The organism is Microbispora sp. CL1-1, assembly GCF_012034195.1.
GTDB lineage: Bacteria > Actinomycetota > Actinomycetes > Streptosporangiales > Streptosporangiaceae > Microbispora.
In genome coordinates, this window is the sequence record NZ_JAATEK010000037.1 from 50,620 (window position 1) to 76,107 (window position 25,488).

At 72.4% G+C, this 25,488-nt stretch carries 25 protein-coding genes, 1 pseudogene and 1 riboswitch; of the genes and pseudogenes, 16 read left to right on the top strand and 10 right to left on the bottom strand.

All coding sequences use genetic code 11. The annotated features are described in order from the left end of the window. The first annotated feature begins 65 nt into the window (after nt 1-65). Nucleotides 66-719 (top strand): response regulator transcription factor, encoded by a 654-nt coding sequence (locus HCK04_RS31555; RefSeq protein WP_142651045.1) that lies wholly within the window; start codon nt 66-68, stop codon nt 717-719. Further along, a complete protein-coding gene (locus HCK04_RS31560) occupies nt 716-1,891 on the top strand; it encodes a HAMP domain-containing sensor histidine kinase (RefSeq protein WP_260617482.1) in 1,176 nt (391 codons plus the stop codon). The genes HCK04_RS31555 and HCK04_RS31560 overlap by 4 nt, the downstream gene beginning before the upstream one ends. 37 nt (nt 1,892-1,928) lie before the next feature. Here the strand turns inward: HCK04_RS31560 and HCK04_RS31565 are convergent, their stop codons facing one another. Continuing rightward, complete coding sequence (locus tag HCK04_RS31565) at nt 1,929-2,501, bottom strand: TetR/AcrR family transcriptional regulator (RefSeq protein ID WP_142651020.1); 573 nt, start codon at nt 2,499-2,501, stop codon at nt 1,929-1,931. Between the two features lie 126 nt (nt 2,502-2,627). Here HCK04_RS31565 and HCK04_RS31570 point away from each other — a divergent pair, with 126 nt between their 5' ends. The 4 genes from HCK04_RS31570 (at nt 2,628) to HCK04_RS31585 (ending at nt 6,020) form a co-directional block, all read left to right on the top strand. Further along, nucleotides 2,628-3,527 carry an SDR family oxidoreductase gene (locus HCK04_RS31570; RefSeq protein WP_142651021.1) on the top strand — a complete coding sequence of 300 codons (900 nt, stop codon included), beginning with the start codon at nt 2,628-2,630 and terminating at the stop codon, nt 3,525-3,527. Between the two features lie 322 nt (nt 3,528-3,849). Continuing rightward, nucleotides 3,850-3,983, top strand: a riboswitch (cyclic di-AMP (ydaO/yuaA leader). A gap of 14 nt (nt 3,984-3,997) precedes the next feature. Then, the gene (locus tag HCK04_RS31575; RefSeq protein WP_142651022.1) at nt 3,998-4,672 is read left to right on the top strand and encodes a CHAP domain-containing protein; all 675 of its coding nucleotides are present in this window, start codon (nt 3,998-4,000) and stop codon (nt 4,670-4,672) included. Nucleotides 4,673-4,820: 148 nt separating this feature from the next. Continuing rightward, nucleotides 4,821-5,168, top strand: a complete 348-nt coding sequence (locus tag HCK04_RS31580) for a metalloregulator ArsR/SmtB family transcription factor (protein ID WP_142651023.1) — start codon at nt 4,821-4,823, stop codon at nt 5,166-5,168. Nucleotides 5,169-5,450: 282 nt separating this feature from the next. Then, on the top strand, nt 5,451-6,020 hold the full coding sequence (locus tag HCK04_RS31585) for an SDR family oxidoreductase (protein WP_221890002.1): 570 nt from the start codon (nt 5,451-5,453) through the stop codon (nt 6,018-6,020). Nucleotides 6,021-6,320: 300 nt separating this feature from the next. Here the strand turns inward: HCK04_RS31585 and HCK04_RS31590 are convergent, their stop codons facing one another. From HCK04_RS31590 to HCK04_RS44390, 4 genes are all read right to left on the bottom strand, one after another. Then, nucleotides 6,321-8,711 carry an excinuclease ABC subunit UvrA gene (locus HCK04_RS31590; RefSeq protein WP_142651024.1) on the bottom strand — a complete coding sequence of 797 codons (2,391 nt, stop codon included), beginning with the start codon at nt 8,709-8,711 and terminating at the stop codon, nt 6,321-6,323. 138 nt (nt 8,712-8,849) lie between these two features. Further along, nucleotides 8,850-9,260: a VOC family protein gene (locus HCK04_RS31595; RefSeq protein WP_142651025.1), complete on the bottom strand. Its 411-nt coding sequence runs from the start codon at nt 9,258-9,260 to the stop codon at nt 8,850-8,852. Between the two features lie 5 nt (nt 9,261-9,265). After that, a complete protein-coding gene (locus tag HCK04_RS31600) occupies nt 9,266-9,715 on the bottom strand; it encodes a helix-turn-helix transcriptional regulator (RefSeq protein ID WP_142651026.1) in 450 nt (149 codons plus the stop codon). 316 nt (nt 9,716-10,031) lie between these two features. Next, on the bottom strand, nt 10,032-10,679 hold the full coding sequence (locus HCK04_RS44390; RefSeq protein WP_142651027.1) for a TetR/AcrR family transcriptional regulator: 648 nt from the start codon (nt 10,677-10,679) through the stop codon (nt 10,032-10,034). A 67-nt stretch (nt 10,680-10,746) separates the two neighbouring features. On the opposite strand from HCK04_RS44390, the pseudogene HCK04_RS44395 reads away from it, so the two are divergent. Beyond that, nucleotides 10,747-10,911: pseudogene (locus HCK04_RS44395) on the top strand (NAD(P)H-dependent oxidoreductase); the annotation flags it as partial. A 102-nt stretch (nt 10,912-11,013) separates the two neighbouring features. On the opposite strand, the gene HCK04_RS44400 reads toward HCK04_RS44395, so the two are convergent. Further along, nucleotides 11,014-11,199 carry a hypothetical protein gene (locus tag HCK04_RS44400; RefSeq protein ID WP_222709699.1) on the bottom strand — a complete coding sequence of 62 codons (186 nt, stop codon included), beginning with the start codon at nt 11,197-11,199 and terminating at the stop codon, nt 11,014-11,016. A gap of 155 nt (nt 11,200-11,354) precedes the next feature. Here HCK04_RS44400 and HCK04_RS31615 point away from each other — a divergent pair, with 155 nt between their 5' ends. Next, nucleotides 11,355-12,245, top strand: coding sequence for an MFS transporter (locus tag HCK04_RS31615; RefSeq protein WP_205830947.1), 891 nt, complete (start codon nt 11,355-11,357; stop codon nt 12,243-12,245). Here the strand turns inward: HCK04_RS31615 and HCK04_RS31620 are convergent. Next, nucleotides 12,202-13,131, bottom strand: a complete 930-nt coding sequence (locus HCK04_RS31620; RefSeq protein WP_142651028.1) for a LysR family transcriptional regulator — start codon at nt 13,129-13,131, stop codon at nt 12,202-12,204. The genes HCK04_RS31615 and HCK04_RS31620 overlap by 44 nt on opposite strands. A 122-nt stretch (nt 13,132-13,253) precedes the next feature. Between HCK04_RS31620 and HCK04_RS31625 the strand changes: the two genes are divergently transcribed. The 4 genes from HCK04_RS31625 to HCK04_RS31640 all read left to right on the top strand — a co-directional run bounded on the left by HCK04_RS31625 (nt 13,254) and on the right by HCK04_RS31640 (nt 18,326). After that, the gene (locus tag HCK04_RS31625; protein WP_260617483.1) at nt 13,254-14,633 is read left to right on the top strand and encodes an MFS transporter; all 1,380 of its coding nucleotides are present in this window, start codon (nt 13,254-13,256) and stop codon (nt 14,631-14,633) included. A gap of 197 nt (nt 14,634-14,830) precedes the next feature. After that, nucleotides 14,831-16,036 (top strand): PAS domain-containing sensor histidine kinase, encoded by a 1,206-nt coding sequence (locus tag HCK04_RS31630; RefSeq protein WP_168066428.1) that lies wholly within the window; start codon nt 14,831-14,833, stop codon nt 16,034-16,036. A 52-nt stretch (nt 16,037-16,088) separates the two neighbouring features. After that, entirely contained in the window at nt 16,089-17,030 is a 942-nt protein-coding gene (locus HCK04_RS31635; protein ID WP_142651030.1) for an RNA polymerase sigma-70 factor, read from the top strand. A 93-nt stretch (nt 17,031-17,123) separates the two neighbouring features. Beyond that, nucleotides 17,124-18,326, top strand: coding sequence for an FAD-dependent oxidoreductase (locus tag HCK04_RS31640; protein ID WP_142651031.1), 1,203 nt, complete (start codon nt 17,124-17,126; stop codon nt 18,324-18,326). Between the two features lie 25 nt (nt 18,327-18,351). Here HCK04_RS31640 and HCK04_RS31645 read toward each other — a convergent pair whose 3' ends face one another. From HCK04_RS31645 to HCK04_RS31655, 3 genes are all read right to left on the bottom strand, one after another. Beyond that, nucleotides 18,352-19,548 carry a hypothetical protein gene (locus HCK04_RS31645; RefSeq protein WP_142651032.1) on the bottom strand — a complete coding sequence of 399 codons (1,197 nt, stop codon included), beginning with the start codon at nt 19,546-19,548 and terminating at the stop codon, nt 18,352-18,354. Between the two features lie 1,143 nt (nt 19,549-20,691). After that, nucleotides 20,692-21,156 carry a quercetin 2,3-dioxygenase gene (locus HCK04_RS31650; protein ID WP_142651033.1) on the bottom strand — a complete coding sequence of 155 codons (465 nt, stop codon included), beginning with the start codon at nt 21,154-21,156 and terminating at the stop codon, nt 20,692-20,694. After that, on the bottom strand, nt 21,153-21,563 hold the full coding sequence (locus HCK04_RS31655) for a VOC family protein (protein WP_142651034.1): 411 nt from the start codon (nt 21,561-21,563) through the stop codon (nt 21,153-21,155). The genes HCK04_RS31650 and HCK04_RS31655 overlap by 4 nt, the downstream gene beginning before the upstream one ends. A 63-nt stretch (nt 21,564-21,626) precedes the next feature. Here HCK04_RS31655 and HCK04_RS31660 point away from each other — a divergent pair, with 63 nt between their 5' ends. The 4 genes from HCK04_RS31660 to HCK04_RS43870 form a co-directional block, all read left to right on the top strand. After that, a complete protein-coding gene (locus HCK04_RS31660; RefSeq protein WP_142651035.1) occupies nt 21,627-22,271 on the top strand; it encodes a TetR/AcrR family transcriptional regulator in 645 nt (214 codons plus the stop codon). Between the two features lie 97 nt (nt 22,272-22,368). Continuing rightward, nucleotides 22,369-23,037, top strand: coding sequence for a TetR/AcrR family transcriptional regulator (locus tag HCK04_RS31665; protein WP_142651036.1), 669 nt, complete (start codon nt 22,369-22,371; stop codon nt 23,035-23,037). Then, nucleotides 23,034-24,404, top strand: a complete 1,371-nt coding sequence (locus HCK04_RS31670) for a phenylacetate--CoA ligase family protein (protein WP_142651037.1) — start codon at nt 23,034-23,036, stop codon at nt 24,402-24,404. Before HCK04_RS31665 ends, HCK04_RS31670 begins: the two co-directional genes overlap by 4 nt. Nucleotides 24,405-24,505: 101 nt before the next feature. Next, on the top strand, nt 24,506-25,488 hold a 983-nt coding region (locus tag HCK04_RS43870), incomplete at its 3' end, for a glycosyltransferase (RefSeq protein ID WP_142651038.1).

Sequence of the window (25,488 nt, forward strand, 5' to 3'; positions counted from 1 at the left end):
GCGAGATCGGCTTATCCATGGCTAACACCGGCTGCGCCACCCTCGAACCCGAGCGGGAGGTTCGGATGCGGGTGCTCGTGGTCGAGGACGAGGAACAGCTGGCCGAGGCCGTCGCCCGGGGGCTGCGGCTGCACGCCATCGCGGTGGACGTGGCCTACGACGGTCAGGAGGCGCTGAAGCTGGCCTCCTACGTCGACTACGACGTGGTCGTGCTCGACCGCGACCTGCCCGAGGTGCACGGCGACGACGTGTGCCGGGAGCTGGTCACGGCCGCCGGGGCGAGCCGCATCCTCATGCTGACGGCGGCCGGGCGGGTGCGTGACCGGGTCGGGGGCCTGTCCCTGGGCGCCGACGACTACCTGGTCAAGCCGTTCGCGTTCGCCGAGCTGGTGGCCCGCATCCGGGCCCTGGCCCGGCGCTCGCCCCGGGCGGTGCGGCCCGTGCTGGAGCGGGCCGGGATCCGGCTCGACCCCGCCCGCCGTACGGTGGTGCGCGACGGGCGGCAGGTGGCGCTGGGCCGCAGGGAGTTCGACGTGCTGCACGAGCTCATGCGCGCCGGCGGAGGGCTGGTCAGCTCGGCCCGGCTGCGCGCGAGCGTGTGGGACGAGCACGCCGACGCGGGCACGGGCGTGCTGCGCGTCACCATCACCTCGCTGCGCCGCAAGCTGGGCGAGCCGCCGGTGATCGAGAACGTGCCGGGCCGGGGGTATCGGCTGTGAGGCGTGTGCTGTCCCTGTGGAGCAGGCTCGGCCTGCGGATGCGGCTCACCCTGCTGTACGGCGGGCTGTTCTTCCTGGCGGGGTCGGTGCTGCTGTGGTTCACCCACCTGCTGACCGCGCGGGCGCTCAACCAGCGGTTCGTGGTGGCGGTGGCGTCGAAGGTGACCGGCGTCGGCGCCCCCGGGGCCGTCATGGGGACCACGCTGCCCGACAGCGACACGCTCGCGCAGCGGGTGCGCACCAACGTCGAGCAGGGGGCGGCCGACGTGCTGAGCGACGTGCTCCGCTCCTCGGTGGTCGTCATGGTCCTCGTCGGCGCCGTCGCGGTGGTGGTGGGCTACCTGGTGGCCGACCGCGCGCTGCGCCCGCTCGACCGGGTGACCGAGACCGCGCAGCGGCTGTCGGAGAGCACGCTGCACGAGCGGATCGCGCTGCGCGGCCCCCAGGACGAGGTCAAGCGGCTCGCCGACACCTTCGACGCGATGCTCGACCGGCTGCACCGGGTGTTCGACGCCCAGCGCCGGTTCATCGCCAACGCCTCCCACGAGCTGCGCACCCCGCTGGCGATCAACCGTACGGTGCTGGAGGTGTCGCTGGAGGAGCCGGCGGCCTCGGAGGACCTCAAGGCGCTGGCCCGCGCGCTGCTCGGCACCAACGCGAGGTATGAGCGGCTGATCGAGGGCCTGCTCATGCTGGCGCAGTCGGAGCAGGAGGTGACCGCGCGCAAGCCGGTCGACCTGCGGCAGGTCGTCCGTACGGCGATGGAGCAGATCGACCTGCAGCCGCGCCGCAGGAAGGTCATCGTGCACGAGGACCTGTGCCCGGTGGTCGCGCACGGCGATCCGCTGTTCCTCGAACGCTGTGTGTTCAACCTGCTGGAGAACGCGATCAAGTACAACGTGCGGGACGGGGAGGTCTGGGTCCGCTTGCGGGAGGACGAGGCGGGGGTGAGCGTGACGGTGGAGAACACCGGGCCGCCGGTTCCGCCGTACGAGGTGGACGACCTGTTCGAGCCGTTCCGCCGGCTCGGGGGCGACCGGGTCCGCTCCGCCCGCGGGGCGGGCCTGGGCCTGTCGATCGTCCGGGCCATCGCGGTGGCACACGGCGGCGGGGTGGAGGCGCTGGCCCGGCCCGAGGGCGGCCTGGTGGTGACCGTACGCCTGCCGAAGTGAGCCGTGCGGCCGTGCGCGCCGTGACCCCGCGGGTCGCTCAGGCCTGGTCGCGGGTCAGGGCCAGCAGTTCGCGCAGCATGTCCTCCGCGAGGGCGGCGAGGGAGCGCTGCTCGTCCTCGCGGAGCCACTGAACGAAAGCGATCTTGAACACGGTGACGCCCGACTCCGCCGCCAGGGTGGCCGCGGGCTCGTCCACGCCTCGCGCGCGCAGGGCGCCCGCGACCGCCTCGGCGAGGGTGGCGAGCTTGTGCCGCTCGCGTTCCTGCAGCGCGGGGTTCTGGTCGATCACGGACTGCCGGGTTCGCGAATGATGCCGGCGCTCGTCCGGGAAGAAGGACGTCGCGGACCGCAGGGCGCAGGCGACGATCTCGATCGGCGACGCGTCCGGCGGCGCGGCCTCCACACCGGCGAGGAACGCCTGGGTGAACAGGTGCTGGTTGTGGAAGAGGACCTCGCGCTTGTCGCTGAAGTGGCGGTAGAAGGTGCGCTCGGTCAGGCCGACGGACTGTGCGATGTCCGTGGCGGTCGTCTGCTCGAACCCGTGGGTCGCGAACAGTTCGAGCGCGGCCTCCTGCAGCCGCTCGGCGGCCCCGGGCGCCCAACGCGTCATGCGATCAAGTGTAGTGATGACGGCCACGAAGGAGTACCGTAATGTCTGTGACTGACGTCAGTCACAGACATCAGTTTTTCGGGAAGTCGCTCCGCCCTGCCGGCGGTGCGCCGAAGGAGATTCCTCATGCGTGTTTTCGTCACCGGAGCCTCCGGATGGATCGGCTCCGCGGTGACCGATGAGCTGCTCGCCGCCGGTCACGAGGTCATCGGACTGGCGAGGTCGGACGCGTCCGCCGCCGCCCTGGAGGGCAAGGGGGCCCGGGTCCGCCGCGGCGACCTCGACGATCTCGACGGCATCCGCCTGGGCGCCCGGGACGCCGACGCCGTCATCCATCTCGCGAACAAGCACGACTGGTCCGACCCGGCCGGCACGGCGGCGACCGAACGAGCCGCCGTGCAGACCATCGGCGAGGCGCTGGAGGGAACCGGTCGTCCGTTCCTGCTCGCCTCGGGACTCGCCGGTTTCGCCCCGGGCCGGCCCGCCACCGAGGACGACCCGTCGCCGTTCCACGGCCCCGATTCGCCCCGCGGCGGGAGCGAGAACCTGGCGCTGGAGTTCGTCGAGCGTGGCGTGCACACCGTGAGCCTGCGCTTCGCGCCGACCGTGCACGGCACCGGCGACCACGGCTTCATCGCGATCCTCGCCGCGATCGCCCGCGAGAAGGGCGTTTCGGGTTACCCGGGCGACGGCGCCAACCGCTGGTCCGCCGTGCACGTGCGCGACGCCGCCCGCATGGTCGCACTCGGCCTGGAGAAGGCGCCCGCGGGCGCGCGGCTGCACGCCGTCGCCGAGGAAGGCGTCCCGACCCGCGTGATCGCGGAGGCGATCGGCCGCGCGTTCGGCCTTCCCGTCGCCTCGATCGCCCCCGGAGACGTGCCGGACCACTTCGGGTGGATCGGCAACTTCTTCGGCATGGACCTCGCGGCGACCAGCACCGCGACGCGCACCCTCCTCGGGTGGACGCCCACCGGCCCGGCCCTCGTCGACGACCTCGACACGGGCGCGTACGCGATCTCCCGTTGACGACGCCGCGACCAAGGGCGCGTCAAGCGAGGCCGGGAGATTTTTCCGGGTCCCGGCGCGGGGGTAGCGCCCCCGCGCCGGGCCCGCGGCGGAGGGCGGGGCAGCGCGGGATCGCCGTCAGGGGCGGGGTCCCGCTGATCGGGGGCCGCCTCACCGTACCCTTGCCGTCCGCTTTGTACCGGACTTGACGGGTAAAATCCCTCTTGTAGTTACTTGACCGGTCTGACCTGGTCTATTAGCTTTTAGGCAGCTCAGGGCGCACTTGCTCATCTCAATGGTCAAGAAGCCCTCCTCAGACCGACGCGGCCGGCCATCCCGGCCTGCCGCCCGGCCGCCGAGTCCGCGTCCGCGCGGAGCCGGGGACCCACCTCTCCTGGGGTGAATCGGCATGCGTGCCGTAGGGCGACTTCCAGCCCGAACCCGTCAGCTAACCCGGTAGGTGGCATGGAAGTAAGGGAGAACGCCCCACCATGCACGTCTTCACCACTTGGGTCCGCGCTGCCCTCGCGGGCGGAGCCCTCGCCTCGGCCGTGCTGATCGCGGCGCCCGCGGCGCACGCGGACAACCCGGCGACCGGGAAGGGTCCGGCGACCGCGCAGTCCATGCCGGAGATCGCCGCCAGGCTGCCCAAGATCACCTCGGCCGACGTGCTGAAGCTGGCCAGGAGCCAGATCGGGATCAGCGAGAACGCCAAGGGCGGCGGCACCAAGTTCCAGGAGTGGTACATGTCCACGCCGCGCGCCCGCGAGACCCTCGCCCGCGACGGCGGCAAGCTCGCCGACTACCTCAACGCCCCCTGGTGCGACATGTTCGTGTCCTGGGTGGGCCAGCAGCTCGGCATCGGCCCGGTGATGGGCGCCGACGCGTACACCGTGAAGCACGCGCAGTGGTTCGCCGACCACGGCCGCTGGGGTCACACGCCCAAGCCGGGCGCGGTGGTGTTCTTCGCCTGGAGCGGCAGCAAGCACATCGACGACATCAACCACGTCGGGTTCGTCGTCAAGGACAACGGCGACGGAACGATCCAGACCATCGAGGGCAACACGGGCGACGGCGGCGCCGTCGAGGCCCGCACCCGTCCCACCTGGCAGGTGGCGGGATACGGCTACCCGATGTACCCCGGGGACCTGTCCGCCTCCTCCTGACGGACGGCCTTCTGGCGGACGATCCATCGTCGTTCCGACGACGGCCCACAAGCGCGCCGGTGATCCCGGCGCGCTTCGCCGTCCTGGCCGGGAGCGTAGGGCTCCTGCCGAATTGACCTACGCGAGCGCGAGCTGCGAGCCTGACGGCATGCACGCGTTCGACGTCCTCGGCGATCCGGTGCGCCGCCGGATCCTGGAACTGCTCGCGGAGGGCGAGCGCCCCGCCGGGGAGATCGGCGCGATCGTGCAGGAGGAGTTCGGGATCTCCCAGCCCGGGGTGTCCCAGCACCTGCGCGTGCTGCGGGAGAGCGGTTTCGCGACGGTCCGGGCCGAGGGCACCCGGCGCCTTTACGCCGTCGACCCGGCGCCGCTCCGCGAGGTCGACACCTGGCTCGACCACTTCCGCCGCTTCTGGAACCAGCGCCTCGACGCCCTGGGCACCGAACTCGCCCGCGGCAGGCGCGAGCGCCGACTCCGGGACGACGCCCGTCCGTAAGCCGTGCGCGTGCAGATCGCCGCAATCTGCATTATTGGCTCAGAATCACCTGGCCGGCAGGAGTCACGCCGTGGTCATAGCGCTGCTGGGCGCTGGTTAGCGGAGCCGGCCGGGGAATCGGAGCCGCGACCGCGCTCGAGTTGGGCCGGCTCGGCTATCACGTGATAGTCAACTATCTGAGAGACGCCGACTCCGCGGAGCTGGTGGTCAAGCAGATCGGCGCCGCGCAGGCGGTACAGGCCGACGTGACCGACGAAGCCCAGGTGACCATGCTGGTACCGGGTGGTCGCCGAGCACGGGCGGATCGACGTGCTTGTGGGCAACGCCCACACCGCGGCGCCGCCTTTCGGCCCGCTGGAGCATGTGCCGTGGGAGGCGTTCGCAGCCAAGATCAGCGATGAGCTGGCCGGCATATACCACCTGACCCGGCGGGTGCTGCCGGTCATGCGCCGGCGGCGGTCCGGCCGGATCGTCTACGTCTCCGCTACCGCGGCCGAGCTGATCATCGGCAGTGCCGCCCAGTCCACTGCCAAAGCCGCGGTGAACGCCTTCGCCCAGCAGATCGCCGGCGAGACCATACGGGACGGCATCACCGTCAATGCCGTCGCCCCTGGCGCGGTTCGTACCGATGCCACCGCTGAGGTGTTCACCGATGGCATCCGGCGCCACTTCGGTGACCGGTCGGTGACCGGCACGATGCTGCGGCCGCAGGATTTGGCTCGCCCGATCGCCGCGCTCGTGGACGGCGCGTTCGCCACGGTCACCGGCCAGGTGATCCGGGTCGATGGCGGATACGGGCTGCTGAGTCAGTTGCTGGACGGCCTACCGGCCCAGTTCTCCACGGCTTCGTGACCCTCAGAACAGGGAGTGCGGCTCAAACCCCAGGTTGATGACGTCGACCCAGGTCACAGCCCGGGGGAATACGCTGATGAGGCGGTCGCGCTCATGTCCGAGCTCCACCGGCCGACGGGCCTGCGGTTGTCGGCGGGCCTGCGCGCTTAGAGAGTTGCGGTACACCGTCGCCATTCCGATGGCGAACCCATCAGGTCGGCGACGGTGATCGCGGGTGGCACGCGCACTGGTTCGGCCTGCTGTCGCGTGCTCAGCTTGGGCGGGCCTCGGGCCCGGACCGGCATTCGCGACAGGCCGAGGTCAGGCGCCGACGTAGGCCGCGAGGTGCTCGCCGGTGAGGGTGGAGCGGGCGGCGACGAGGTCGGCCGGGGTGCCTTCGAAGACGATCCGGCCGCCGTCGTGACCGGCGCCGGGGCCCAGGTCGATGATCCAGTCGGCGTGCGCCATGACCGCCTGGTGGTGCTCGATCACGATGACCGACTTGCCGGAGTCGACCAGCCGGTCGAGCAGCCCGAGCAGTTGCTCGACGTCGGCGAGGTGGAGACCGGCGGTCGGCTCGTCGAGGACGTAGACGCCGCCCTTGTCGGCCATGTGGGTGGCGAGCTTGAGCCGCTGCCGTTCGCCGCCGGACAGCGTGGTGAGCGGCTGGCCGAGGGTGAGGTAGCCGAGGCCGACGTCGGCGAGCCGGTCGAGGATGGCGCGCGCGGCGGGCGTGCGGGCCTCGCCGGAGCCGAAGAACTCCTGTGCCTCCGACACGGGCATCGCGAGCACCTCGCTGATGTCGTGCCCGCCGAGCTTGTGCTCCAGCACCGCCGCCTGGAACCGCTTCCCCTCGCACTCCTCGCAGGTGGTGGACACTCCGGCCATCATCGCCAGGTCGGTGTAGATCACGCCGGCGCCGTTGCAGGTGGGGCAGGCGCCCTCGGAGTTGGCGCTGAACAGCGCCGGCTTCACGCCGTTGGCCTTCGCGAACGCCTTGCGGATCGGGTCGAGCAGCCCGGTGTAGGTCGCCGGGTTGCTCCGCCGCGAGCCGCGGATGCCGCCCTGGTCGACCGACACCACGCCCGCGCCGGCCGGGACCGACCCGTGGATGAGCGAGCTCTTGCCCGACCCGGCGACTCCGGTGACGACGACGAGCACCCCGAGCGGGATGTCGACGTCGACGTCGCGCAGGTTGTTCGCCGTCGCGCCGCGGATCTCCAGGGTGCCGGTGGGCGTGCGCACCGTTTCCTTGAGGGCCGCCCGGTCGTCGAAATGGCGGCCGGTGACGGTGCCGCTGGCCCGCAGCCCCTCGACGGTGCCCTCGAAGCACACCGTGCCGCCCGCCGTGCCGGCGCCGGGGCCGAGGTCGACGACGTGGTCGGCGATCGCGATCATCTCCGGCTTGTGCTCCACGACCAGCACCGTGTTGCCCTTGTCCCGCAGCCGCAGCAGCAGGTCGTTCATCCGCTGGATGTCGTGAGGGTGCAGGCCAGTCGTGGGCTCGTCGAAGACGTAGGTGACGTCGGTGAGCGAGGAGCCGAGGTGGCGGATCATCTTGACGCGCTGCGCCTCGCCGCCCGACAGCGTGCCCGACGCCCGGTCGAGGGACAGATAGCCCAGCCCGATCTCCACGAACGAGTCGAGAAGCTGCCGCAACGTGGCGAGCAGCGGCGCGACCGACGGCTCGTCGAGGTCGCGGATCCAGGCGGCCAGGTCGCTGATCTGCATCGCGCAGGCGTCGGCGATGCTGATGCCTTTGATCTTGGACGACCGCGCGGCCTCGCTGAGCCGGGTGCCGCCGCACTCGGGGCAGGTGGTGAACTTCACCGCCCGCTCCACGAACGCCCGGACGTGCGGCTGCAGCGCCTCCTTGTCCTTGGACAGCATCGACTTCTGGATGCGCGGGATGAGGCCCTCGTAGGTGAGGTTGATGTTGTCGACCTTGATCTTGGTCGGCTCCTTGTAGAGCAGGTCGTCGAGCTCGGTCCTGGTGAAGTCGCGGATCGGCTTGTCCGGGTCGAAGAAGCCGGAGCCGCTGAAGATGCGGCCGTACCAGCCGTCGACGCTGTAGCCGGGGATCGTGAGCGCGCCCTCGTTGAGCGACTTGGAGTCGTCGTAGAGCTGGGACAGGTCGATGTCGGAGGTGCGGCCCAGGCCCTCGCAGCGCGGGCACATGCCGCCGGTGATGGAGAACTCGCGCCGTTCCTTCACGGTCTTGCCGCCGCGCTCGAACTTGACCGCGCCCGCTCCGCTGACCGAGGCGACGTTGAAGGAGAACGCCTGGGGCGAGCCAATGTGCGGCCGGCCGAGCCGGCTGAACAGGATGCGCAGCATCGCGTTGGCGTCGGTGACCGTGCCGACCGTGGAGCGGGGGTTGGGGCCCATCCGCTCCTGGTCGACGACGATCGCGGTCGTCAGCCCGTCGAGCACGTCGACCTCGGGACGCGACAGCGTCGGCATGAACCCCTGCACGAACGCCGAGTAGGTCTCGTTGATCAGCCGCTGCGACTCGGCGGCGATCGTGCTGAAAACCAGCGAGCTCTTGCCCGAGCCGGAGACTCCGGTGAACACCGTGAGCCGGCGCTTCGGGATCTCGATGCTGACGTCCTTGAGGTTGTTCTCGCGCGCGCCGTAGACGCGGATCAGATCGTGGGTGTCGGCAACGTGCGGCGCAGGGGTTTGCGTGTCCGTCCTCGTGGCCATGCTCATCGTGCTCTCCAAAACGTCAGGCGGGGTCGCCTAGGGGGTCTCCGTCGGCGTGGCAGGGCTCGATCCAACCGGCTTCGAGCGGTGCGCCCGGCTCTTTCGGCGACGCAGGGGACGCAGGGGGACTGCGGCGCCGCCGGCTCAGCGCAGCTCGTTGATCCGGATCATGTTGCCGGCGGGATCGCGGATGGCGCAGTCGCGCACCCCGTACGGCTGCTCGACCGGCTCCTGCACGATCTCGGCGCCCTGGTCCTGCAACCGCCGGAAGAGGCCGTCGAGGTCCCCGGTGGACAGGGTGATCATGGCGAAGGTGCCCTTGGCCATCATCTCGGCGATGGTGCGGCGCTCGTCGTCGGTGACGCCGGGGTTGCCGCCCGGCGGGTACAGGACGATGGACGTGCCCGGCTGACCGGCGGGGCCGACGGTGATCCAGCGCATCCCTCCGTAACCGGCGTCGCCCCGGACCTCGAAACCGAGGACGTCGCGATAGAAGGCCAGCGCCACGTCGGGGTCGTCGTGCGGGAGGAAGGCCGAGTGAATGGTGACGTCCATGACAGTCACGCTAGCTGCGGCTGGGCCGCGCGTGCTTCTCGATTCCTGACGGGCCTGGTCACCTGCTTCGCCACACACGGCGGCATCCCGGCCGTCGCGCTCGCCGCCTGCCGCCGGTAGGCGCTGGGCGGCATGCCCACCAGCTCGGTGAAGCGGGTGCTGAAGCTGCCCAGCGACGAACAGCCGACCGCGAAACAGACCTCGGTGACGCTCATGTCGCCCCGGCGCAGCAGCGCCATCGCGCGTTCGATCTGCCGTGTCATCAGATAGCTGTACGGCGACTCGCCGTAGGCGAGCCGGAACTGGCGGCTGAGGTGCCCGGCGGACATGTTCACCCCGCGGGCGAGCGCCTCGACGTCCAGCGGCCGGGCGTACTCCCGGTCGATCCGGTCACGGACGCGGCGCAGCAACGCGAGGTCGCGCAGGTGCTGTTCGGAGGCGGGTTTGCTGCTCACCCGGCAAGAGTACGCCGTGCCACCGACATTCCAGCCTGCCGGGCACCCGGGGCCCCTGCCTGACCTGCGGCGGGTCCGGGTCGCCGCGCCCTGCTCACCCCGATCGGCTCACCCCGATCGGCTCACCCCGATCGGCTCACCTCGATCGGCTCACTGCGATTCGGCCCTGCCCGTCGGGCCGGGCGTGCCGTGCAGGGCGGCGGTCGCGCCGGCCCAGGCGGAGTCTCCGGGGCAGAGCGCGGTGCGGAGACAGGCCCACACCAGCGCCCGCGGGACAACCCGTCGTGCGGCGCGGCCACGCGTCACGGGCCGGCGCTCAGCCGTCCGTCCTGCGGTAGCCGTCCAGGAAGGCCCGTACGCCCGCGGTCACCATGTCCGTGATCTGCTCGCCGGTGAGCGGCCCCCCGGCCGACCGGATGGAGACCTCGAACGTCGCCAGAGCGGTGAAGTGCAGCGCCGCGCGCTCGGGGTCGGCGATGCGGAGCAGGCCCTCGGAGGCCAGCTCCTCCAGGCGGCGGACGACCTCGCCCCTCACGCGCAGCGGCCCGGCCTCCTGCCACTCCCCCAGCAGTTCGCGGGGGAAGTGCGGGCCCTCCACGTCGATCATCTGCACGAGCGCGAAGTGGTCGGGGAAGTCGACGCGATGGGCGACCAGTGCGCGGCCGACGGCGACGAGCCGCTCCTCCGGCCCGCTCGCCTCGCGCAGCCCGCGCTCGACGTACTCGGCGAAGGCGTCGGCGACCCGGGTCGCGCTCTCGGCGAGCACGACCGAGAACAGCCGCTCCTTGCTGCCGAAATGCTTGTAGAGCGTGCGGGTCGAGACACCCGCCTCACGGGCGATGGCGTCGGTGGTCGTACGGGCGTATCCGTCGCGTCCGAAGACGGCACGGGCGGCCCGGATGATGGCCGCGTCCTTGGCCGGCCTGCCCCGCCTCGGCCCGTCCGTCCGGCCTGACCCCTCCACATGTCCTCCATCGGGCTTACGCTAATTTTTGCCGTACACGGTTTACTTTACCTTGGAGGGGGACGTCATGCAGCCCGAACTCACCGTCGCCGTCATCGTGGGAAGCGTCCGGCCGGGCCGCCGGGGCGAGGCCGTCGCACGCTGGGTGCAGGGGCGGGCCGCGCGCCGCGAGCGCCTCGCGGCCGAGCTCGTCGACATCGCCGAATACGACCTGCCTGTGCTCGACGAGCCCTGGCCCGCCGCCTACGGCCGCTACGACAAGCCGCCTTCGACGGCGAGGACTTCGCTCCCGGCCCCGGACGTGACCGGGAGCTGGACGTCCTGCTCGACCAGCTCACCGTCTGGGGCACCGCGCTGCGAGGCGTCCGGCGACCGGCGGCGGCGTGATGGCCGCTCCGCCCACCGCGAGGGCCGCCGGCGCGCCCATCACCTGGCCCGTCTGGCGGCTCGCGCTGGTGATGGCGTTCGGCGCGTTCATGAGCCAGCTCGACACCTCGGTCGTCAACGTCGGCCTCGACACGATCGCCACCGATCTGCGTGCCGGCCTCGGCGCGGCCCAGTGGGTGGCCAACGCGTACCTGATCGCCCTGGGCCTGTCGCTGCCCGCGTGCGGCTGGCTCGTGCGGCGTCAACCTCCCCCTCGGCGCGCTCGCCCTGTGGCTCGGCCTGCGTCACGTGCCGCGCGAGCGGCCCTCCGTACACCCGGGGAGTCTCGACTGGCCGGGGCTGCTTCTCGTCGCCGCCGGCGTCCCGCTCCTGATCTACGGCCTGAGCGCGTGGGGCGAGCGCGGCGGCGCCTCAGGCCGATCCGGCGGCGGACTGGGCGGCGGACTGGGCGGCGGACTGGGCGGCGGACTGGGCGGCACGCTCGGGCCGGTCGCCGCCGGCGCCCTCGCGCTCGCCGCGTTCGCCTGGCACGCGCGCCGCACCGCACACCCGGTGCTCGACCTGCGGCTGTTCGCCAACCCGGCGTACGCCGCCGCCACGGTGACCGCCGCCCTCACCGGGGCCGCGATGTTCGGCTCCACGCTGCTGTTCCCGCTCTACTTCCAGGTCGGCAGGGACACCGGGGTGACCGCGACCGGGCTGGCGCTGATCCCGCTCGGCCTCGGCACCGCCCTGCTCCTGCCGGTCAGCGGCCGGCTCACCGACCGTTTCGGCGGCGGCGTCGTCAGCGCGTACGGCGGCCTCGCCGCCGTGGCCACCACCGTGCCGTTCGCGGTGCTCGGCACGGACATGAACACGGCCGCGGTGGAGGGCCTCCTGCTGCTGCGCGGCATGGCCCTCGCGCTCGCCGTGACGCCGGTCGGCATCGCGGCCTACCAGGCGGTCACGCCCGAGCAGCTCGCCGACGCCACCACGCAGGTCAACATCCTGCAACGGCTGGGCGGCGCGCTCGGCGGCACCGTGTTCGCCGTGGTGCTCACCACCCGGCTGCCCCTCGGCGTGGAGGGCGCCTTCCACGCCGCCTTCCGATGGCTCACCGCCGCATCCGTGCTCGGCCTGGCCGGGGCGGCCTGGCTCACCGTGGCGCAGCGCCGTCGCCGGCGGGCGGAGGGAGGCTGACCCCGTCGGAGGCGGCGCTGGCGTAGAGGATCTCGCGCATGCCCGGCAGCGCCTCGCGGTCGGCCCGCCACACCAGGCGCAGGTTCAGGCCGGGGACGTCGAACGCGAGCCGCGCAAGGGCGCCGGCCGCGACCCGGTCGGCGACCGCGAACCACGGCAGCAGCGCGATCCCGAGGCCGCGCTCGGCCCAGGCCCGCATGACGGGCACGCCGCCCGCCCGCACCCGCTCCACCCGGTCGCCCAGCAGGCGCTCGCCCGCCAGCCAGAACGAGCAGGCGGGCACGTTGACCAGCAGCCTCTGGCCGTACAGGTCCTCCCTGCGCAGCCGGGACGCGGCGGCCAGCGGGTGGTCCGGCGCGGCGACCAGCGCCAGCGGCACGGGATCGAGGTCGAGGAAGGCCAGCGGCGCGGCCGGCGCGCCGAAGCCGAGCCCGCCAAGATCGTCTCCCGCGTCCAGGAGCAGCGCCGCGTCGAGGTCGGCGGCGGCGACCGCGTCGAGGAGACGGTCGCGGACCCCGTCCGAGCGCACCTCCACCACGAGGTCGGGACGCCGCTCGGCCAGCCGGGCCAGGAGGGCGGGCACGTGCACGGCGGCGATCGTCTCCAGGGCGCCGAGCCTCATCACCGGGCGGGCCTGCGCGACGTCGCGCCTGGCCTGGTCGGCCTGGTCGAGCAGACGGCGTGCCCAGCCGCGCAGGCGCTCCCCCGCCGCGGTCGGGCGCATCCCCCGGGGTCCCCGTTCGAAGAGCGCGACCCCGAGGTCCCGTTCCAGGGCCCTGATCTGCTCCGACACCGACGACGGCGCGAGATCCAGGGCGACGGCGGCGTCGGTGACCGTCCGATGGGCCACGACCGCCTCGAAGGTGCGCAACTGCCGCAGTTCCATGCCGCACCGAACGGACCCGGAGCGTTCGGTTATTCCGAACGCGGCCTGCGGCCCGGCCGGTGGAGCCGTCCGGCCGCCGACGCCACAGTGACCCCCAGGTTGTCCATCTCCTGGAGTTGTTCGTGACGTCGACTGTTTCCGCCGCTCGCCCCGCCGCTTCCCCTGCGCCGCCCGGCCGGACCCGCGCGCTGGCCGGGATCGCCCTCGGCTATTTCATGGTGCTGCTCGACACCACCGTCTTGTCGGTCGCCGAACCCGACCTCGCCCGGTCCTTCGGCGGCGCGGGCGTCACCGGGCTGCAGTGGACCGTGACCGGCTACACCCTCGTGTTCGGAGCCGCGCTGCTGACGGCCGGATCGGTGGCCGACAGGTACGGCGCGCACCGCGTGTTCCGGGTGGCCGTCGCCGCCTTCGGCCTCGGCAGCCTGCTGAGCGCGCTCGCGCCGTCGCTGTGGGCGCTCGTCGGGCTACGGGCGCTGCTGGGCCTGGCGGCGGCGGGCTGTGTCCCCGCGTCCATGGCGATGATCGCCCGGTTGTACCCGGTGCCCGCCGAGCGGGCCAAGGCGGTGGCCGTCTGGGCGGCGACCAGCGGCGCCGCGCTCGTGGCGGGCCCGGTGGCCGGAGGGGCGCTGACCGACCTGGCGGGCTGGCGGGCGATCTTCGTGATCAACGGCCCGCTCGCCGCCGTCACCCTCGCCCTCACGGCCGGGGCGGCCGTACGCTGCCCGCGCGGCGACCGCCGCATCGACTGGGCGGCCCAGATCCTGGCCTGCGCGGCGGTGGCGCTGCTGACCGACATGCTGATCGCGCTCGGCGCCCGCTCCTTCGTCCACGCCGCCTGGTCGGCCTGCGCGACGGCCGTGGCGGTGTGCGCCTTCGCCGTACGGGAGCGGCGCGGGCATGCGCCGGTCCTGGCGCCCGCCGTGCTGCGGGCGCCCGGCGTCCCCGGCGCGCTGCTGGCGGGGGCGGCGGTCAACTTCGCGATGAGCGGGGTGCTGTTCGTGCTGCCGCTGCTCTTCCAGCAGGAGCTGGGCCTGACGCCGGGGAAGATCGGGGCGGCGCTGCTGCCCATGACGCTGCCCTTCGCCGTCAATCCGCTGCTGACCGGCAGGATCGTCGCCCGGTCGGGGCCGCGGCCGCCGGTGTTGGCCGGGCTCGGCCTGCTCGCGGCCGGCGGCGTCGCGTTCGGCGCGGCCGTCTGGGCGGGCGCCTCCTACCCGTTGCTGCTGGCCGGGCTGGTCGCCACCGGGTTCGGCGTGTCGTTCGCGCTGCCCGCCCTGGCCACGTTGATCGTCACCGCGGCTCCCGAGGGCACCGCCGGTGTGGCCGGTGGGCTGCTCAACGCGGTCCGGCAGTGCGGCGCGACGATCGGCGTCGCCATCACGGGCGCGTTCGTCACCGTCGGCGTTCCCGATCACCACGGCGCGGCGTACGCGCTGGTCGTGCCGGCCGTGGTCTGCGCCGCGGCGGCCGTCGCCGTCGCCCGGCGTCCGGCAGGGTGAGACGGCAGGGCGAGGCGCTCCTGATGGACGGCCGCCGTGATGGCCGCGGGCGCGTTCATCGCATTTTCCGTCGCCTGTTCGGGGCCGTACGCCCTTGACCCGCGTTCCTGCGGGGATGGGACACAGTGACCGGTGTCGGACGGGCGGCCTGTCATGCCGACGGCGGGGTCCGGAAGGCGGGGTGTGGGATGGGCGCCGTGGTCACGAGGCCAGAGGTCGACTACGAGGCGGTGTTCCGGGTGAGCCCGGCCCTGGCGATTCTGCTGGCCACCGACTTCACCGTGCTCGACATGAACGACTTCTGTCTCAGCCTGGCCAGGCGCCGCGCGTGCGACGTGGTCGGCCGCAGCCTGTTCGACGTCTTCCCGGCCAATCCCGCCGCGCCGCCGGACGCCGGCGATCAGGGGGCGCGGGTGCTGCAGACCTCGCTGGAGCGGGTGATGAAGACCCGCCGCCGCGACTTCATGCCCCTGCAGCGGTACGACATCGAGTTGGTGGACAGGCCAGGGGTGTTCGAGGAGCGCTACTGGAGCACGGTCAACACGCCCGTGCTCGGGGAACACGGCGAGGTCCGGATGATCGCCCTCACCAGCGAGGAGGTCACCGACTTCGTCCGCGCGATGCGGCGCCCCGGCGGAGGCGGCGAGCACTCCCTGGCCCAGCACCTGCAGATCCTCAACGACCAGCTCAGGCGGGCGCACCTGGAGCAGTGCGAGACCACCTCGGCCCTGCGCGAGGCCGTCGTGCGGCAGCGACGGCTGGTCTACGAGGCCTCCCACGACCTGCGCAACCCCATCACGGGCCTGCTCACCGAGCTGGAGGTCGCGCTGTCCGACCCCGGCACCGACCTGCAGCGGATCCTGCGCACACTGCTGCGCGACGCGGAGCGGCTCAACGACATCGTGGCCGACCTGCTCGACCTCGCCCGCGTCGACAGCGAGACCCACGACGACGAGCGCCTCATCGACCTCGTCGGGTTCGTCAGCGAGGAGCTGGACCGCCGCCACCCCCCGGGCACCGCCGTCCGCACCCGCCTCGACCCCCACGTGTACGTACGCGCCTCGACGATCCGCCTGGCCCGCCTGCTGAACAATCTGCTGGCCAACGCCGAGCGGCACGCGCGGTCCACGATCGAGATCGTGGTCACCGCCGACCCTCCCGACGCCGTCCTCGAACTCATCGACGACGGTCCCGGCATCCCGCCGGAGGACCGCGAACGCGTCTTCGAGCGCGGCTACCGCTCGGAGGAGGCCCGCGAACGGGATCCCGGCGGGTGCGGGCTCGGCCTGCCCATCGCGCGGGAGATCGCCCAGGAGCACGGCGGCCGCCTGTACGCCGCCGAACACCACGGCGGAGCCCGGATCGTCCTGCGTCTCCCCCTCGTCTCCGGGCGCTGCCCCTGAGCGCGTCCCGCCTGCGGCGGCGGTTGGACATGGCCCGCTCTAGGATCGGGTCATGCCCTTGACCATGAACGACGTCGACCGGTTCGAGGCCTCCAGGTCGCGCCTGGAGGCCATCGCCTACCGGCTCCTGGGGTCCGCCGGTGAGGCCGAGGACGCCGTGCAGGAGACGTTCCTGCGCTGGCAGGCCGCCGACGTCGACCACGTCGAGGTGCCCGAGGCCTGGCTGACCAAGGTCCTCACCAACCTGTGCCTCAACCAGCTCACCTCCGCGCGGGCGCGCCGCGAGACCTATGTGGGCCAGTGGCTTCCCGAGCCGCTGCTCGCCGGTGACCCGATGCTCGGCCCGGCCGACACCGCCGAGCAGCGCGAATCGGTCTCCTACGCGGTGCTCACCATCATGGAGCGCCTGTCCCCCAGCGAGCGGGCGGTGTACGTGCTGCGGGAGGCCTTCGACTACCCGCACCGGGAGATCTCCCAGATCCTCGACATCACCGAGGCCGCCAGCCAGCAGATCTTCCACCGCGCCAAGAAGCACGTCGCCGACGGCAAGGCCCGCACCTCGGCCGACAGGGCCGCCGCCCGGCGCGTCGTCGAGGAGTTCCTGGCCGCCGCCACCACGGGCCGGATCGAGCCGCTCGTGGGCCTGCTCACCGAGGACGCCGTCGCGATCGGCGACGGCGGCGGGAAGATCCCGGCCCGCGCCAAGGCGTTCACGGGCGCCGTCGCGGTCGCGAAGTTCCTGCGGGGCCTGTTCAAACCCGGCGAGGCCAAGCAGGCCCTGGTCGGCGGCGAGTCCCAGATCTACCTCTGGACCGCCAATGACGAGCCCGCCATCGTGGCCGTCGTGGACGGCCGGGTCGTCGGCATCATGTGCCTGGAGGTCACCGCCGAGGGGATCGCCGGGGTGCGCACCCAGGTCAACCCGGACAAGCTCGAACGCGCGACCGCGCAGTGGGCCGCGGCCGACCACGGGGAGCCCTTGTTCACGGTGTGAGCTCATATGTGACGCACGTCACATCGCCTCCCTGTCAGGAAACCGCGTGCTGCCCGGTTCAGGTGGCAGATCGCGTTAGACAGGAGCAAGGCAATGCAACACCACATCGTCGTCCTCGGAGGCGGATACACCGGAGCGACCGCAGCGGGCCGCCTGGCCAGGCGGCTCCACCGCGATGACGTCGCCATCACCCTCGTCAACGCCGAGCCCGACTTCGTCGAGCGCGTCCGGATGCACCAGCTGGCGGCCGGCCAGGACCTCAAGCCCCGGCCGTACAGCGAGATGTTCGCCGGCACCGGCGTCGAGCTGAAGCTCGCCAAGGTCACCGGCCTCGACGCCGACCGCAATACCGTCACCGTCTCCGGCGTGAACGGCGGACGGACCGAGGAACTGTCCTACGACACGCTCGTCTACGCCCTCGGCAGCGGGTGGAACTCCCAGGGGGTCCCCGGGGTCGCCGAGCACGCCTACGAGATCGCCGGCCGGTCCGGAGCGCTTCGGCTGCGCGAGCGCCTGGCCCGCCTCGGCGCCGGGCAGACCGTGGTCGTCGTCGGCGCCGGACTCACCGGCCTGGAGGCCGCCACCGAGATCGCCGAGGCCCGCCCCGACCTCGACGTCGCGCTCGCCGCCGACGGCGTTCTCGGCGGCTGGCTGTCGCCCAAGGGCCGCGCGTACCTGCGGAAGGTCTGCCGCACGCTCGGGATCACGGTGCACGAGAACACCGCCGTCACCGGCGTCGAAGCCGGCCGCGTCACCACCGCCGGCGGAACGGCCATCCCCGCCGCGGTCACCGTGTGGGCCACCGGCTTCGCGGTCAACCCGATCGCCGAGGCGACCACCCTGGAGGTCACCGGCACCGGGCAGATCGTGGTCGACGCGACCATGCGCTCGGTCTCGCACCCGGACGTGTACGCCATCGGCGACGCGGCCCTCGCGATGGGCCCGGGCGACAAGCCGCTGCGCATGTCGTGCGCCTCCGGCACTCTGACGGCCTGGCAGGCCGCCGAGGCGATCGCCGCGCGCCTGACCGGCGGGAAGCTCCCGAACGTGCCGATCCGCTACTTCAACCAGTGCATCTCGCTGGGCCGCAAGTACGGCCTGATCCAGTACGTCACCGCCGACGACCGCTCCGTGGGGGCGGTGCTGACCGGACGGCTGGCCGCCGTCTACAAGGAGCTGATCTGCAAGAGCGCGGCCTGGAACGTCGCCAACCCGACGTTCGGGCTGCCGGTCCGGCGCCGTCGCGTCACCGGCAAGCCGGCCGCGGCGGGCTCGGCCGTCGAGGCGGCGGCATAGCGCGCAGCGGGCGGCCGGGTCGCCGTCACGGCCCAGGTGGTTGTTCCGGAGGCTCCTGGCGCAGCCGCAGCTCGGCGGCGACCGCGCGTTCGCGCAGCTGGGCCGCCTCGGCCCGGGCCACGTCGAGCTGCGCGCGCAGGTCGGCCAGCCGGGCCCGTTCCAGCGACAGCTCCGCCTGGAGCCGCTCCCGCTCGGTCGCGGCGTCCCGGGCGTCCTGCTCCGACCGGGCCGCGGCCGCGACGGCCGCACCCGCGCGCGCCTCGGCCTGCGCCGCCTCCGCGCGCAGCCGGGCGGCCTCCGTCACGGCCTGCTCCCGGGCCGCCTCCGCCGCCTCGGCCCTGGCCAGCATCCGGTCACGCTCGTCGTGGGCCTGCGCCACGGCCCGGTCGCGCTCGGCCTCCGCACGCGCGACCGCGCGGTCGCGTTCGGCCTCGGCCGCCTGGGCGCGGGCCAGCGCGGCGGCGCTGGACTGCTCGGCCTCGCGATGCGCGCGGCGGGCCAGCTCGGCCTCCGCCCGCGCCGCCCGCGCGTCGGCCTGCGCCTCGTCGCGTTCCTGGACGGCCTGCCCGGCCTGCTCCCGGGCCAGGCGGACCTCGGCCACGGCCCGGTCCACCCGGTCGGCCAGTTCTCGTACGGCCTGCTCACGGGCGGTCTCGGCCGCCTCGGCCCGGCGTACGGCCTGGTCTGCTTCCTGCCTGGCCCGCCGTTCGGTGCTCGCGGCCTCCCGCAGCGCGGCCAGGGCCTGCTCGCGGGCGGTCTCCGCGTCGGCGAAGGCGGTGTCCCTCTCGGCGTAGGCCTCCTCCGTACGGCGGCGGGCCTCCTCGGCCTCCCGCCGGGCCTCTTCGGCGGCCTCGCGGGCCAGCCGTACCTGTTCCAGCGCCTGCTCGCGCTCGGCGCGGGCGATCGCGACGCTCGTGTGCGCCTCGGCCTGGATCGCGCTCAGCTTCGCCTCGACTCCCGCCGGGCTCAGCTCCTGGGCGAGCACCTGCGCCAGCGGCTCGATCGCCGCCGCCAGGCCCTTTTCCATGCGTTCGTACAGGTCTTCCACCCGCGCCAGCGCGCCCTCCAGGCCCGGTGTGGCGCGGCGCAGCTCCCGCTCCCGCTTGGCCGCCGCCTGGCAGTCGCCGTCCGGGCAGTATTCGCGCGGCCTCCCCCGTCGGACGGGCTGCTCGATGGGCGCGCCGCAGTGCTTGCACGCGGTGATGGTCACGGACGTCGTCACGGCGGCCCAGCCTACCGATTTTCTGAATTTCTGGAAATAGAAAATAGAAAACGAGGATCTGTTGCGTGCCGAGCCCGGCCGGATAGCTTGGGAGATGGGTAATTCTCGCAAGCTATCCGAACCCGCTCCACCGCCCCGCGCGTCGGCGGTGAACGCCAGGTTTCTGTGACCGCAAACACCAGGTTTTGTCACTGGCAGGGCGTGAGGGGCCGGCGACCCGTGTGGGGGGCGGGCTGGCGACGCTGTTGAGCGCCAGGTTCTGTCACCAGCCCCACGAGCTCTCCCCAACAGGAAAGCTCCGGAGTCCCAACTAAGATCATCAGCTTGAAGGCGATCTAAGCAGGTCAACGCACCCTTAGAGGGAGAGGCGGAGCCTCCCAGTGACAGAACTTGGCGCTAGTAGTGTCAATAACTGTGCGCTCAACGGACGCCGCCCTGGTGCCTGGAGGTGCTTAGAGCTGCTAACGCAATGAGCTGAGGCGGTGCGTACGGGTCGACACCCACGACCAGCCTGTACGCCTCGGTTCCCGTCTCCAGGTCCCGGACGGGGACGACGCCGTCCTTGCAGGCGGTGGCCAGCGAGCCGCCCCCGGGATGGAACGCGATGTCCCGTACACCACGGGATGGGTGAACCGGCGGATCTCCCGGCCTTGGGGCACCTGCCACACGCGCATCACATTGTGGCGGGTGGCCGTGGCGAGGCCGGCGCCGGGACCGTCGAAGGCGAGCGAGGTCACGGTGGTCTCGGGCGTGCCGTCGTCGTCGCGGACCCAGGACTCGTCGCCGTGCACCAGGCGCCCGACCTCCTGCCTCGTCCCGAGGTCCCATACCTGCCGCGGTCACGGGCGGGCAGCCTGGGGAAGCGGATGGGCCTCGGGAAATGATCTCCCCGCGGTCGTAGCCGGACGGAGGCAGCGCCTCGCCCATGAACGTGAATTCGGAGAACTGGGCGCTCAGCAACCTGAGCGCCTCAGCCGCCCCCGCGAGCTCACCGTCGACGGCTGCTTTCCGTACGACCGCCTGCGTGTCAGTTATGCGTAGAAGGTGGGCGAGCTCGCTCCGCGACCTGATCGCGTCCTCGTCCGCCGGTCTGATGCCTGGTCGTCGAGATGGCCGGCTTGCCGAGCAAAGCGTTCTAGCAGGTCAGAGGATCTGCTGGCCATAGCGTCGGCCGGTTTCGATCAGGCGGGGGACGTCGGGCGGGGTGGGTGCGGGGAGGCCGGGGTGCTCGGCCGGGCGGCCGAGTTCGGCGATGAACTGCTCGAATCCTGACGGTGTGGTGATCTGCAGGCCGCGTACGGGCCCTTCGGTGACGATGAAGGAGTGGGGTATGCGGCGGGGCAGGAAGGCGAAGTCGCCGGAGCCGGCGGTCCAGCGGTGGTCGCCGCAGTCGATGGTGAGCTTTCCCTCGAGGATGTAGAAGGCCTCGTCCTCGCGGTCGTGGATGTGCCGGGGTGGCCCGAAGCCGGCGGGTGCGGACCACTCGATGAGGGTGAAGGCGCCGCCGGTCTGGTCCGCGCCGGCCTTCACGGTCATGCGGGTGTCCAGGAACCACAGGTGGGGGCCGTCGGCGGGCGTGAGCAGATAGCCGGTGGGGTCGAAGCTCATCGGGCGTCCTCGGGGTCGTCCTGGGCCGGGTTGTAGAAGCGGATCTCGATGCCGTCGGGGTCGTGCAGGCCTACCAGCACGTGGCCGACGTGACCGGTGACGATGCCGCCGTGCGGTTCGGCCAGGTCGTCCAGTCGCTGCTGCCAGGCCTTCAGGTCGGGCAGGGTGGGTACGCACAGGGCCATCGGGTCGAATCCGGCCATCGCGGCAGCTCGTACCGGATCCTGACGCAGGGCCACGTCGACGGCGTTGTTCGCGTCGCGGAGGGCGACGCCCATGAGCGTGCCGTCTTCGACGAACTCGATGAGGACGCGCAGGCCCAATACCCGCTCGTACCAGTCTCGGCTGCGTTCCACGTCCGTGACGGGGAGTTTGACGTGGTGGAAGCCGTTGAGCGTCGCAGCCATGGGCGCCTCCGGGGGGTCACTAGAGTTGTCTCTAGTGAGTTTCTTTGTAGTAGGCTCTAGCGAATGAGCGACCCTGTCAAGAGCGTGACCGGACAGGGCTCCCGCCGAGCCGCTCAAGCGCGCGCCACCCGGAGACGGATCATCGACGCCGCGCGGGAACTGTTCCTGCGGCAGGGGTACGCCTCGACCACCCTGGATCAGATCGCCGCGGCGGCCGGGGTCGCGGTGCAGACGGTGTACTTCCACTTCGGGAACAAGGCCACGGTTGTCAAAGAGATCGTGGATGTGCTGGCGGTCGGCGACGACGAGCCGATACCGATGCTGGACCGGCCCTGGGTGGAGCAGGTGCGCGACGAACCCGACGGCCGGCGGGCGCTGGCGATCTGGCTGGCCAACAGCCGCGTCATCTTCGGCCGCGTGGCGCCCATCATGAAGATCGTCCGCGACGCTGCCGGTGCCGACGCCGAGATGGCCGCGCAGTGGGAGACCAACCAGAACCAGCGCTTCCTCGCCCACGACACCCTCGCGCGGCACCTCGCCGACAAGCAGGCCCTGCGCCCGGACCTGTCCATCGATGAGGCGGCCGACGTCATCTTCACCCTGGTCAGCGTCGAGGTCTACCTCTTGCTCACCGGCGTACGCGGGTGGACGCCCGAGGAATGGGAACGCTGGATCAACAAGATCCTCTCCGCCACGATCCTGCGCTGAAGCCGACGCGAGCGGGCGAACGGGCCTGCCCCAGTGCTCCCCATGTCCTACCAATCTTCCAGTGTCTGGAAGTTTCCATGTGCTGTATGTTTTGCGTGTGGAGGAATCACGCCGCGAGCGCAAGAAGCGGCTGACCAGGCAGCGGATCATGGCCGCGGCGATGAGGCTGTTCGCAGAGCAGGGATATGAGCAGACCACGGTGGCGCAGATCGCCGTGGCGGCGGACGTCGACCCCAAGACGTTCTTCAACTACTTCCGCGCCAAGGACGAGGTCGTGTTCGCCGACACCGAGCACATCTTCGGCATGCTGCTCGGCGCGCTGGCGGCGCCACGGCCGCAGGAGAGCCCGGGCGAGCTGCTGGTCAGGGCGGTGCAGGAGTACGCCGCCCGGCGCCGCCCCGAGGTGCCCCGCAAGGAGCCCGAGGCGCTGTCGGCGGGGGTCCGCCTGATGATGACGACGCCGGCGCTGCAGGCCAAGGGGCTCTACCTGCTGCTGGAGCTGCAGCGCAGGATGGCCGGCGAACTGCTCAAGGCGTTCCCGGGCCGGCTGGATCCGATCACCGCCGCCGCCATGACCGGCTCGCTGATCGGCGCCGTCCAGCAGGCGAGCCTGGCGAGCGTCGAGCTCGGCCGGTCACAGGACGAGCTGTGGGCAGCCGCACGCCACGGCCTCGACATCGCCGCGCACGGCCTGCTCTCGGTCCGCGCGGACGCCGCGGCAGACGACGAACCGGCGCAGTCCGCAGAAGGGAACGAGTCGTCATGACGGACAACGAGCGGAGCCTCGCCCGCGACGCGCGGCGGGCGCTGCGCGAGGGCCCCGAGGGCATCGCGCGGCGGCAACGGGCCCGCCTGGCCGAAGCCGTGACCTACGCCCGCACCCACTCGCCCTACTACCGCGAGCTGTATCGGGCGCTGCCCGACGACATCGGCGACCTGGCGCGGCTCCCGGTCACCGGCAAGCAGGCGCTCATGGCGCGCTTCGACGAATGGGTCACCGACCCGGACGTGACACTGGCCAAGGCCGGGCAGTTCGTCGCCGACCCCGCCCTCGTGGGCGAGCGCTTCCAGGGTCGATACCTCGTCGCCACCACGTCCGGCACCAGTGGGCTGCGCGGCATCTTCCTGCAGGACGAACGGAGCCTGGCCGTGGGCAACGCGATCGGGCAGCGCGCGCGAGCCGGGCTGGGGGCCGGCGATCTCGTGCGCCTCATGCGCGGCGCCGGACGCACCGCCATCGTCTCCGCGCCGCCCGGCCACTTCTCCACCGTCGCCTCGGCCGCGCGGTTCCGGCGCGACCATCCGCGGCTCGGCTGGTTGCTGCGGGAGTTCTCCATCGACAAGCCGCTGCCGCAACTGGTGGCCGAGCTGAACCGGTACAAGCCCAGCTCGCTGGCCGGTTTCTCCAGCATGCTCGGGCTGCTGGCCAGGGAGCAGGAGGCCGGCCGCCTGCACATCCACCCGGGGATGGTCATCGCCGGCGGCGAGGCACTGACCGCCGAGAACCGCGCCCGGATCGCCTCCGCGTTCCACGCCCAGGTCCGCTCCGCCTACGCCGCCACCGAGTGCAGCTTCCTCGCCTACGGCTGCGCGCACAACTGGCTGCGCGTCAACACCGACTGGGTGGTGCTGGAGCCGGTCGACGCCGACTATCGGCCCGTCCCGCCGGGGCGGCCATCACACACCGTCCTGTTGAGCAATCTCGCCAACCGGGTCCAGCCGATCCTCCGCTACGACATGGGCGACAACGTCCTGATGCGGCCCGACGCCTGCCCGTGCGGCAGCCCGCTGCCCGCTGTCCAGGTGCAGGGCCGCGCGGCGGAGTTGCTCGAGTTCCCCGCCGGCGGCGACCGGCACGTCCGCATCTCCCCCATGGCGTTCGGCACGCTGCTGGACCGCGTCCCCGGCATCGCGCAGTTCCAGGTCGTGCAGAGCGCGCCCGCCACGCTGCGGGTACGGCTGACGCAGGCGGACGGCGCCGACCCCGATCACGTGTGGCGGAGCGTACACGAGGAGATCTCGCGCCTCCTGGCCGAGCACAAGGCCGAGCGCGTCGCGCTGGAACGCGCCGAGGAGCCGCCCGAGCAGTCGGCCAGCGGCAAGTTCCGCAGGATCATCCCCCTGGCCCGCTGACCACATCCCGCATCGACGCCCGGGCCGGGATAATTCCCGATACGGGCGCCGTGGTCGGTCCTGGGAAAGTCACGCTGGACATCGGTGATGGGAGGGCCGGCATGACCGGGGAATCCGCACCCTCTCCGGGCGTGTCGGTGGTGGTCCCCGTCCGAGGCAGGGTGGCGGTGACCGAGCTGATGCTGGCCAGTGTGCGGGCGGCGGCGGCGCGCTGTCCCGAGCCCGTCGAGGTTCTCCTGGTGGACGACTCGGGCCCGGAGGAGGCCGCACGCCACCGCGAGCAGTGCGAACGGCACGGCGCCCGCTATCTGCGCGGTCCCCGGCATGTCGGGGCGAAGCGTAACCTCGGCGCTCGTCACGCCTCCCACGATCTTCTGCTGTTCCTCGACTCGGACTGCCGCGTCTCACCCGGCCTGCTGCGGCGGTACGTCAAGACCATCCGCATGGCGACGGGGACCGCGGGGCTGGCCGGCCCGACGGTCGTCGTGGCGAGCCCGACAGCGGTGTCCCGGATCATGCGCCGGTCTCCCCTGCTCCACGGTGACCCGAAGAGGCCGGCCGCCGGTGACGAACTGGAGTGGGCGGCCGCATCCAACCTGCTGCTGCGCAGGACGGCGTTCGAAGCGGTCGGCGGCTTCGCGGAGAGGTCGCCGACCGTGGCCGCGGGCGAGGACGTGGACCTGGGCATCCGCCTGACCAGGCGGGGCTTCACGCTGCGGGCCGAGCCCGACGCCGAGGTCGTGCAGGACCGGCCCGGCCCGGAGTCGGTGAGCAGCGTGTGGCGCACGCTCTACAGGCGTGGCCGGTCGGAGCGGTGGCTCGCCATGACCCACCCGGACCGGGGCGTGCCGCGCTGCAACCCGGTCGTCGCGGTGGGCGCGGCGGCTGTCGTGGCGCTGGCCGCCGCACCGGCGACGCGGGGCCGGGGCATGGTGCTGATACCGGCGACGGCGGCGCTCGCGCTCGGGCTGCGGGCGCGTGCACGGCTCGCCCCCGGCGGTGGCCCGCGCGCGGTCGCCGACGCCGTCGCCTGCGCGGCCCTGGAGTGCGCGTTCGATCTGGGCGCGGCGGTCGCGGCGGTGCG

What these genes read in the sequence shown, in the direction of transcription:
- HCK04_RS31670 (WP_142651037.1), top strand. Translation starts at nt 23,034, where the DNA reads ATGACGGACAACGAGCGGAGCCTCGCCCGCGACGCGCGGCGGGCGCTG.
- HCK04_RS31595 (WP_142651025.1), bottom strand. Translation starts at nt 9,260, where the DNA reads ATGGACGTCACCATTCACTCGGCCTTCCTCCCGCACGACGACCCCGAC.
- HCK04_RS31620 (WP_142651028.1), bottom strand. Translation starts at nt 13,131, where the DNA reads ATGGAACTGCGGCAGTTGCGCACCTTCGAGGCGGTCGTGGCCCATCGG.
- HCK04_RS31660 (WP_142651035.1), top strand. Translation starts at nt 21,627, where the DNA reads ATGAGCGACCCTGTCAAGAGCGTGACCGGACAGGGCTCCCGCCGAGCC.
- HCK04_RS31640 (WP_142651031.1), top strand. Translation starts at nt 17,124, where the DNA reads ATGCAACACCACATCGTCGTCCTCGGAGGCGGATACACCGGAGCGACC.
- HCK04_RS31635 (WP_142651030.1), top strand. Translation starts at nt 16,089, where the DNA reads ATGCCCTTGACCATGAACGACGTCGACCGGTTCGAGGCCTCCAGGTCG.
- HCK04_RS31575 (WP_142651022.1), top strand. Translation starts at nt 3,998, where the DNA reads ATGCACGTCTTCACCACTTGGGTCCGCGCTGCCCTCGCGGGCGGAGCC.
- HCK04_RS31580 (WP_142651023.1), top strand. Translation starts at nt 4,821, where the DNA reads ATGCACGCGTTCGACGTCCTCGGCGATCCGGTGCGCCGCCGGATCCTG.
- HCK04_RS31570 (WP_142651021.1), top strand. Translation starts at nt 2,628, where the DNA reads ATGCGTGTTTTCGTCACCGGAGCCTCCGGATGGATCGGCTCCGCGGTG.
- HCK04_RS31590 (WP_142651024.1), bottom strand. Translation starts at nt 8,711, where the DNA reads ATGAGCATGGCCACGAGGACGGACACGCAAACCCCTGCGCCGCACGTT.
- HCK04_RS31650 (WP_142651033.1), bottom strand. Translation starts at nt 21,156, where the DNA reads ATGAGCTTCGACCCCACCGGCTATCTGCTCACGCCCGCCGACGGCCCC.
- HCK04_RS31565 (WP_142651020.1), bottom strand. Translation starts at nt 2,501, where the DNA reads ATGACGCGTTGGGCGCCCGGGGCCGCCGAGCGGCTGCAGGAGGCCGCG.
- HCK04_RS31655 (WP_142651034.1), bottom strand. Translation starts at nt 21,563, where the DNA reads ATGGCTGCGACGCTCAACGGCTTCCACCACGTCAAACTCCCCGTCACG.
- HCK04_RS31555 (WP_142651045.1), top strand. Translation starts at nt 66, where the DNA reads ATGCGGGTGCTCGTGGTCGAGGACGAGGAACAGCTGGCCGAGGCCGTC.